The 8,217-nt window shown below is 61.7% G+C and carries 8 protein-coding genes; 3 read left to right on the plus strand and 5 right to left on the minus strand.

Annotated elements, in window-relative coordinates; genetic code table 11:
- Positions 1-13: 13 nt before the first annotated feature.
- The 5 genes from M5B99_RS22440 to M5B99_RS22460 form a co-directional block, all read right to left on the minus strand.
- Positions 14-1,510 carry a phage tail sheath subtilisin-like domain-containing protein gene (locus M5B99_RS22440; protein WP_248806052.1) on the minus strand — a complete coding sequence of 499 codons (1,497 nt, stop codon included), beginning with the start codon at positions 1,508-1,510 and terminating at the stop codon, positions 14-16.
- A complete protein-coding gene (locus M5B99_RS22445) occupies positions 1,510-1,692 on the minus strand; it encodes a DUF2635 domain-containing protein (protein ID WP_248806053.1) in 183 nt (60 codons plus the stop codon). Before M5B99_RS22445 ends, M5B99_RS22440 begins: the two co-directional genes overlap by 1 nt.
- Positions 1,689-2,273, minus strand: coding sequence for a hypothetical protein (locus M5B99_RS22450; RefSeq protein ID WP_248806054.1), 585 nt, complete (start codon positions 2,271-2,273; stop codon positions 1,689-1,691). Before M5B99_RS22450 ends, M5B99_RS22445 begins: the two co-directional genes overlap by 4 nt.
- A 173-nt stretch (positions 2,274-2,446) precedes the next feature.
- Positions 2,447-2,794, minus strand: a complete 348-nt coding sequence (locus M5B99_RS22455; protein WP_248806055.1) for a phage holin family protein — start codon at positions 2,792-2,794, stop codon at positions 2,447-2,449.
- 601 nt (positions 2,795-3,395) lie between these two features.
- Positions 3,396-4,139: a helix-turn-helix transcriptional regulator gene (locus tag M5B99_RS22460; protein ID WP_248806056.1), complete on the minus strand. Its 744-nt coding sequence runs from the start codon at positions 4,137-4,139 to the stop codon at positions 3,396-3,398.
- A 489-nt stretch (positions 4,140-4,628) separates the two neighbouring features.
- Between M5B99_RS22460 and M5B99_RS22465 the strand changes: the two genes are divergently transcribed.
- The 3 genes from M5B99_RS22465 (at position 4,629) to fdxA (ending at position 8,151) form a co-directional block, all read left to right on the plus strand.
- Positions 4,629-4,976 carry a cysteine peptidase family C39 domain-containing protein gene (locus M5B99_RS22465; RefSeq protein WP_318654585.1) on the plus strand — a complete coding sequence of 116 codons (348 nt, stop codon included), beginning with the start codon at positions 4,629-4,631 and terminating at the stop codon, positions 4,974-4,976.
- Positions 4,977-5,105: 129 nt separating this feature from the next.
- Complete coding sequence (gene mutS / locus M5B99_RS22470; protein ID WP_248806058.1) at positions 5,106-7,685, plus strand: DNA mismatch repair protein MutS; 2,580 nt, start codon at positions 5,106-5,108, stop codon at positions 7,683-7,685.
- 142 nt (positions 7,686-7,827) lie between these two features.
- Positions 7,828-8,151, plus strand: a complete 324-nt coding sequence (gene fdxA / locus M5B99_RS22475) for a ferredoxin FdxA (RefSeq protein ID WP_100938647.1) — start codon at positions 7,828-7,830, stop codon at positions 8,149-8,151.
- Positions 8,152-8,217 lie beyond the last annotated feature (66 nt).

An 8,217-nucleotide genomic window follows, 5' to 3' on the forward strand; every position in this document is an offset into this window, starting at 1 on the left:
TGTGGGCAGGCGATCAGGCCGCCGCGTCGTACTGCAGGCGGAACTGGTTGAGCAGCGCGAACACCCGCAGGCCGTTGATGTAGTCCGGCGGGAACAGCACGTTGACCCGGCTCGGGTCCTGGCTGTCGCGCTCGACGATCAGGTGCTCGGCGAACATTTCGGCGTTCTCCACATGGCCTTCCAGTTCGAGCTTGGCGTACTGGGCGATCAGCTCACCACGGATGGTGCTCGGGGTGATGATCGGCTGGCCGGCGCCGAAGCGGGTGCCATCGGCCGCAAGCTTGTGGCGACCGTACTTGCTGGTGATCACGCTTTGCAGGCGGCGTACGATAAAAGCCGACTGGTGCATGGTCTCGCTGTCCAGGTAGGAGTTGTCCGCCTGGCCGTAAGCGTTCTTCTGATAGGTAGTGATCGCCCGCTGGATGCGCACGTAACCGCCTTCGTAGTACGCGGTAGCGAGCCCATAGCTGAGCAGCGACTGGCGTTCGGTCAGGGTGAAACGCTCGCTGGCCGCGCCCGGGTCGATACCCGGCAGGCTGCCGCTCTGGGTAGGACGGCTGGCGTCGGCGGAGATAAACACCGCAGTCCGCGCGGCCAAGGCAGCGGCCTGGACCCAGACCGGTTGTGGCACACCCGGCTCCATGGCCAGGAGGGTCATGTGCTGGTCGTTACGGGTCTGGCCGGCGGCCACCAGGGTGCCGACGGTGCCGCGCTTGGCGGTGTAGACATGGCCGAACAACTGCTTGGACCAGGACCAGCGACCGACGCTGTCGTCCATCGCCGCTTGCCAGGCATTCAGGGTCGCCACATCGGACCAGGGCTGGCAGATGAACTCGAACGGTTCGTCCCCCAGTGCCGCGAGCGCGGCGACCTGATCCGGCACACCGGCACCACCGGCCATTGGCGCGGGGACGATGGTGAGGCCGGCGGGGGTCTGTTCGCCATTGCTCTTGCCCAGGCGATTGAACTGCAGGCTGATATCGTTGCCGCTGTCACCGGTCCATTTGCAGGTCAGGGTCACGGTGCCGTCGACAGCCACGGCGCTGACCGGCAGGTCGCTCGCGGCGTTGACTTGCAGTGCCAGGGTGGTGGCAACCTGGGCGGCGGTCGCCCCGTTGACCACGGCGGCCTGGACCCGCACACCACCGACATACAGGTTGAGCACACCGCTTTCGGTGGCGGCGCCGGTCAGTTTCAGATCGGCCTTGGCGATGCTGCCCACGGTGCTGAGCAGCGGCAGGCACCAGATCTCGCCGAGCGGATCGGTCTTGCGCCAGGTGTCGTACATCGAGGCGAGCATCGAGCCCTGGCCACCGATGCTTTTCGCCAGGGCGACGCTGGAGACCAGTACCAGGCTGCCGACTTCGGTGCTGGTGGCATTGTCGTTGACCTGAGCGACGATCAGGCGACGCAAGGTCGACGACGCGCTATTGGCCGCCGAGTTGTCCATCTCGGCGTAAAACAGCGGAACACGCAGGTCCGCGGGGATGTTGCTGAATCCGATAGCCATTATTGGGCATCCTGTGGTTTGACCGCCGGGGCGGTGTTGAGGGTGATATCGCCATCGGCCAGACGACGGCGCCACCAGGCGCTGTCGGCCACTTCACGGCCTTCGAGCGGTAGCAGGTCGCCGGCTTCGGGGTCCGGTACGGCGCGGCCCGGGGCCGGCACTACGGTGATGCGTTGGGTCATTGCGTTACGTCTCCAGAGAAAGTCAGCTCCAGGCGCCCGTCGGGGCCTGGGCGGTGCAGATTGGGGTCGGCGGGATCGATGGCATCGACCTTCACCGTGACCCCGGTAAAAGACGGCAAGCCGTCCAATTCACGCTCGTGCCAGGTTTCGGCCGGGTCCGTGGAACGGTTGCGCCCCAGTTGGAACTCAGCGAAGAAATGCAGGCGATAGAGCAGGCGGCTGGCGTTGATCGAGATCAGCTCGCCGCCGTCGTATTCGATGGGGTTGTAATAGGTGTCGGGTTTGAAGCCGACCAGGGCGCGCCAGAGTTCGGCGCGAAGGCTGTGGAGTTGGTCGAAGGCCTGGGCGCCGCTGCTGGCGTCGAGCACCAGGGTCAGTTCCAGACGATCGCTCAGGGTTTGCCAGGTGACGTTTTGTGCAGCGTCCTTGTTCGCCAGGTCGGTGATCACCGTGACGAAGGCCGCCGGGGCTTGCAGCGTGGTGTTGCTTTGCAATAGATCGAGATCAAGGCCGGTGGAAATGTGATTGGCCAGGGTAGGGCATTGAGCACGCAGTTGCGTGAGGATCGGGGTGATATTCATGAGGGGTTCACCGGGTAGTAAAAAACCCGTCGATTGAGGGGTTCGACAGGCGATCATTCGCCTCCAGAAAACCCGCGTCCTTGCGGGTTGGGCCTTGCTCTCAGGCCCGATGGCTCCAGTCCATTGGTAATATCCGAGGTAGTCAGGAACGCTTTGTCCGGATCCCTGTCCGGCTATGGCTCCGGCCGGGTCTCCGGGGGAGGCGCTTCGTCCACCCCCAGGCGCTTGGCCGCCCAGCGCTCATAAATACCGATGGCGGCATCCGCGCCGGCCATGGCGGTCAGGCAGCCAAAGGCCCCGGCGGTCCAGATCGACACGCCGGCGGCATACAGCAGCATGATGGTCGACACGCCACAGACCATGCAGGCCCCGGAGCGCAGTACCAGGCGCCGTAGCAGCACCCAGCCGCGGGCACCGTCCTTGTCGGCGCGCCACATTTCGCCGGAAACCCCGCCGACCACGGCCAGCACGATGACCAGCCAGATAGGCATGTCCACCAACGCTTGTTGCTCGCTCGTCATGTCACGCCTCCTGCAATAAAAAGGGCCAGTCATTGGCCGGTAATGGTTTGGGCTTGTCGTTCAAGGTGAAGGGTTCTCTTGAGAGCCCGCATTCGGTGGGCATTCCAAAAAGCCCGGTCGCCCAGGCTTTTCAGTAATGCGGTCCTGACGCCCGCCCCTGGCACCGCTCGCGTTTTCAGCGTTGGGGCTCCTGACCGGACACCCGATCTTTCGGCGCTACTGGCGCGGTACGGATCGATTCAAATTGTTCCTCCGACCGCGACCCTGTCCGCCGGATAACTGCTTACGGTGCTTTACGCTGCACACCCGGGTCAGTTGCCAACCCTCTGAACCGTTGAGGCCGGTCCATCGCTGCCTGTTCTTTGAAGCGGTGCCACTAAAGAGCGGTGGGTTGCCCCTGGCATTGCTGCCTATCACCGACCTTTCTGGCCGGCTTGAGACAAAGAATATGCATGTATGCATATACAGTCAATGCATAAATGCATTTATTTATGCGCGATCAATGCACTCGCGCATGGAGACCATGCCGTTCAAGGGTTTGTGCTTTTTTGCAGGCGTAAAAAAACCCACATCGCCGTGGGTTTTTTCGGATCAGGGCGGGTTAGCGCGCGTACATGCCCCACCAGAAGACGTGACCGAGGATGGTGATCTGCTCTTCCTGGATCTCCTGGAAGCTGTAGTCCTCATCCGGATGCTCGTCGCGATTGAAGCTGCGCAGGCGGATCCCTGTCGGCAGGCGATAAAGCTGCTTCACCCGCAGCTGACCGTTGTGGTTGATGGCGTAAAGGTCGCCATCGACGATATCGCCGATGGCGCTCTTGCCGGCGTTGACCCCGACCGTGGCGCCGTCGCGCAGCACCGGCAACATGCTGTTGCCGCGCACGGTCACGCACTTGGCCTGGTCGAACTGCACGCCGTTGTGGCGCAGGCTGCGCTTGCCGAAGCGCAGACTGGCCTTCTCGCTTTCCTCTATGACGAATCTTCCTGATCCAGCAGCCAATTCAACCTCGCGAAGAAAGGGCACGGACACTTCGTCTTCATCGACGGGCGTGTCGTCGTCCCACAGGCTTATATCCTTGAGTTCCGAATGCAGCGTGCCCTGCGCCTGATCCCGAGCGGCGGCAACAGGTACACGCCCGCGCAACTGGTCGGTACTGATACCGAAGTACTCGGCAATCTTCGAGATGTGCTTGTCCGAAGGATCGACAATTTTCCCGCTGAGAATGCGCGACAGGGTGGATTGGGGCACGCCGGTACGACGGTGAAGCTCCGTGGGGGAGATCCCGTGACGATCGAGCAGCGCTCGTAGGACGGTAGAAACGTTGCGTATTTGCATAACGCGCATATTGCTTGGGCTTTTCGCGAATGGCAAATGCTGATTTGCATATTTTATGCATGGCCTTGGCGCAGATATGCAAAAACCATTGCTGTGGCTGCTGGTGCTTGGCAAGCTGGGTGACACGGTTCAATCAAGGACCATGGCGCCAAGGGATCCGGCTCCACTATGCACTTCCCTATGCAGGTTACTTTCAAAGATCCTCTTACTCGGCAAAGCAACTGGAATTCAGATCCACCCTCAGGGCGGGGATTTACGAGGGTATTGAAGGCTATTTGAGTGCGCCGATCACCCACAGCCACATCCAAGACGTTTCCAGCAATGAGCATGTCCGCCATGCCGATGCCTGGAACCTGGCCGACATTGCATTCGGCGCTCAATACCAGGTCATTGACGAATCCGCCGACCGCCCGGCAATCTCCCTGACATTTGACCTGAGCGCGCCAACGGGAAGAAAGCGATACAACCACACCTTCAATAGCTGGAAAGACCCGCTGAATAACAGCGGAGAACCTCGGCTACACCGCCGACGGTGTATTACTCCCAGCGAAATCGGTATATGCCTTGCAGGGCCCGGTCATCATTCTTCTGCGCAGAAGCAAACTGAATCAGTTTGTTGTGCTCAAAGGCGTCGGCCAAGGGCGTGCCTTTCTCGCCGATCCCGCTCGCGGACAGCTCAGACTGCCGCTCTTCCAATGGCTTCAGGATTGGCAAGGCGAAGCGCTCATCGTCGGTCGTGAAGGGTTCGGGGTACCCACTCATCACCACTTGAACATACCCGGCAGCCGGTATATTTCACCCGAAACCGACGCGCTCAGGACACTACAAAGAATACCTATAAATTGATGTCCGGCAGGGCCCCCCTGAACTCAGCGGACATTCGCCCCCCCGTGTTAACCTTGCCCCCATCGAAAAAGTCCCGCGCCAGGCGCTCGACTCTGCTCTCCACTCAAAACGAATCCGTCTAAGTATCCGATGAGTAAAAATAGCCCCGATCTGTCCTCCCACACCCCGATGATGCAGCAGTACTGGCGCCTGAAGAACCAGCACCCCGATCAGCTGATGTTCTACCGCATGGGCGACTTCTACGAGATTTTCTATGAAGACGCGAAGAAGGCCGCCAAGCTGCTCGATATCACCCTCACAGCCCGTGGGCAATCGGCCGGACAGGCGATTCCGATGTGTGGGATTCCTTACCACTCCCTCGAGGGTTATCTCGCCAAGCTGGTGAAGCTCGGCGAGTCGGTAGTGATCTGCGAGCAGATCGGCGATCCGGCCACCAGCAAGGGGCCGGTCGAACGCCAGGTGGTACGTATCATCACCCCCGGCACGGTCAGCGACGAAGCCCTGCTCGATGAGCGCCGCGACAACCTGATCGCCGCGGTACTGGGCGACGAGCGTCTGTTCGGCCTGGCCGTGCTGGACATCACCAGCGGCAACTTCACCGTCCTCGAAATCAAGGGCTGGGAAAACCTGCTGGCGGAGCTGGAACGCATCAACCCGGTCGAGCTGATGATCCCGGATGACTGGCCACAAGGCCTACCGGCGGAAAAACGTCGTGGGACTCGTCGTCGCGCACCATGGGACTTTGAACGAGACTCCGCGCTCAAAAGCCTCTGCCAGCAATTTTCCGTGCAGGACCTCAAGGGCTTCGGTTGCGAAACACTGACCCTGGCCATCGGTGCCGCCGGCTGCCTGCTCAGCTACGCCAAGGAGACCCAGCGCACCGCCCTGCCCCACCTGCGCAGCCTGCGCCACGAACGCCTGGACGACACCGTGGTGCTCGACGGCGCCAGCCGCCGTAACCTGGAACTGGATACCAACCTTGCCGGCGGCCGCGAAAACACCCTGCAATCGGTGGTCGACCGCTGCCAGACCGCCATGGGCAGCCGCCTGCTGACCCGCTGGTTGAACCGCCCGCTGCGCGACCTGCGTGTCCTGCAGGCCCGCCAGAGCTCCATCACTTGCCTGCTGGAAAGCTACCGCTTCGAACAACTGCAACCGCAGCTCAAGGAGATCGGCGACATCGAGCGGATCCTTGCGCGGATCGGCCTGCGCAACGCCCGCCCTCGCGATCTGGCGCGCCTGCGCGATGCCCTCGGCGCCCTGCCGCAGTTGCAGGATGCGATGCTCGAACTGGACGCCCCGCACCTCAAGCAACTGGCCGTCACCACCAAGACCTACCCGGAACTGGCGATCCTGCTGGAACGCGCCATCATCGATAACCCACCGGCGATCATCCGCGACGGCGGCGTGTTGAAAACCGGCTACGACACCGAACTGGACGAGCTGCTGTCGCTGAGCGAAAACGCCGGGCAGTTCCTGATCGACCTGGAAGCCCGGGAAAAAGCCCGCACGGGATTGGCCAACCTCAAGGTCGGCTACAACCGGGTCCACGGCTACTTCATCGAGTTGCCGAGCAAGCAGGCGGAATCGGCGCCGGCGGACTACATCCGGCGCCAGACCCTCAAGGGCGCCGAGCGCTTTATCACCCCGGAACTCAAGGAATTCGAGGACAAGGCCCTGTCGGCCAAGAGTCGCGCGCTGGCCCGAGAGAAGATGCTCTATGAAGCCTTGCTCGAAACCCTGATCGGTGAACTCCCGCCGCTGCAGGACACCGCCGCGGCCCTCGCCGAGCTGGATGTGTTGAGCAACCTGGCCGAACGGGCACTGAACCTGGACCTGAACTGCCCGCGCTTTGTCGACGAGCCGTGCATGCGCATCACTCAGGGACGCCACCCGGTGGTCGAGCAGGTACTGACCACGCCGTTCGTGGCCAACGACCTGGCGCTCGACGACAATACCCGCATGCTGGTGATCACCGGTCCCAACATGGGCGGTAAATCCACCTACATGCGCCAGACCGCGCTGATCGTGCTACTGGCCCATATCGGTAGCTTCGTGCCGGCGGCCAGCTGCGAGCTGTCCCTGGTGGACCGGATCTTTACCCGGATCGGTTCCAGCGACGACCTGGCCGGCGGACGTTCGACCTTCATGGTGGAAATGAGCGAAACCGCCAACATCCTGCACAACGCCACCGAGCGCAGCCTGGTGCTGATGGACGAGGTCGGTCGCGGTACCAGCACCTTCGACGGTCTGTCCCTGGCCTGGGCGGCGGCGGAACGTCTCGCCCACCTGCGGGCCTACACCCTGTTCGCGACCCACTACTTCGAATTGACCGTGCTGCCGGAAAGCGAGCCATTGGTGGCCAACGTGCATCTCAATGCCACCGAGCACAATGAGCGCATTGTCTTCCTCCACCATGTGCTGCCCGGCCCGGCCAGCCAGAGCTACGGCCTGGCGGTGGCGCAACTGGCAGGCGTGCCGAGCGATGTGATCACCCGCGCCCGCGAGCACCTGAGCCGCCTGGAAACCACCAGCCTGCCCCACGAGCTACCGGTCGCCAAGCCAGGCAAACCGGCCGCTCCGATGCAAAGCGATATGTTCGCCAGCCTGCCGCACCCAGTCCTCGATGAACTGGCCAAGCTCAACCTCGACGACCTGACGCCGCGCCGGGCACTGGAAATGCTCTATACATTAAAGACACGGATCTAACGCAGCGCACGACAAACTGCTAGAATCTCGCGCGGTTTGGGATGCTGTGCACCATTAGCCTGGTTCGCAGACTATCGCTCCCAAACCTGGCGAGCCCATTCTGATAGGGTCTTGCTGCCGCCGCCTGAGGAGAGAATTAGAAATGACCTTCGTCGTCACCGACAACTGCATCAAGTGCAAGTACACCGACTGCGTAGAAGTCTGTCCGGTGGACTGCTTTTACGAAGGCCCGAACTTCCTGGTCATTCACCCGGATGAGTGCATCGACTGCGCGCTTTGCGAGCCGGAATGCCCTGCTGTGGCTATTTTCTCCGAGGACGAAGTCCCGGAGGACATGCAAGAGTTCATTCAGTTGAACGTTGAGCTGGCCGAAATCTGGCCCAACATCACTGAAAAGAAAGAATCGCTGCCGGATGCTGAAGAGTGGGATGGCAAAAAAGGCAAGATCAAGGATCTCGAACGCTGATTGCGCCGTGCTCGACGGAAAGGCCCCTTGCGGGCCTTTTTTTATGCCTTCACTTTTCTACAGGCA

It is taken from the genome of Pseudomonas sp. MWU13-2100 (assembly GCF_023242365.1).
Classification (GTDB): domain Bacteria; phylum Pseudomonadota; class Gammaproteobacteria; order Pseudomonadales; family Pseudomonadaceae; genus Aquipseudomonas.

Bases quoted from the DNA above. Each gene is read 5' to 3' on its own strand.
- M5B99_RS22440 (WP_248806052.1), bottom strand. From the start codon at position 1,510: ATGGCTATCGGATTCAGCAACATCCCCGCGGACCTGCGTGTTCCGCTG.
- M5B99_RS22445 (WP_248806053.1), bottom strand. From the start codon at position 1,692: ATGACCCAACGCATCACCGTAGTGCCGGCCCCGGGCCGCGCCGTACCG.
- M5B99_RS22450 (WP_248806054.1), bottom strand. From the start codon at position 2,273: ATGAATATCACCCCGATCCTCACGCAACTGCGTGCTCAATGCCCTACC.
- M5B99_RS22455 (WP_248806055.1), bottom strand. From the start codon at position 2,794: ATGACGAGCGAGCAACAAGCGTTGGTGGACATGCCTATCTGGCTGGTC.
- M5B99_RS22460 (WP_248806056.1), bottom strand. From the start codon at position 4,139: ATGCGCGTTATGCAAATACGCAACGTTTCTACCGTCCTACGAGCGCTG.
- mutS (WP_248806058.1), top strand. From the start codon at position 5,106: ATGAGTAAAAATAGCCCCGATCTGTCCTCCCACACCCCGATGATGCAG.
- fdxA (WP_100938647.1), top strand. From the start codon at position 7,828: ATGACCTTCGTCGTCACCGACAACTGCATCAAGTGCAAGTACACCGAC.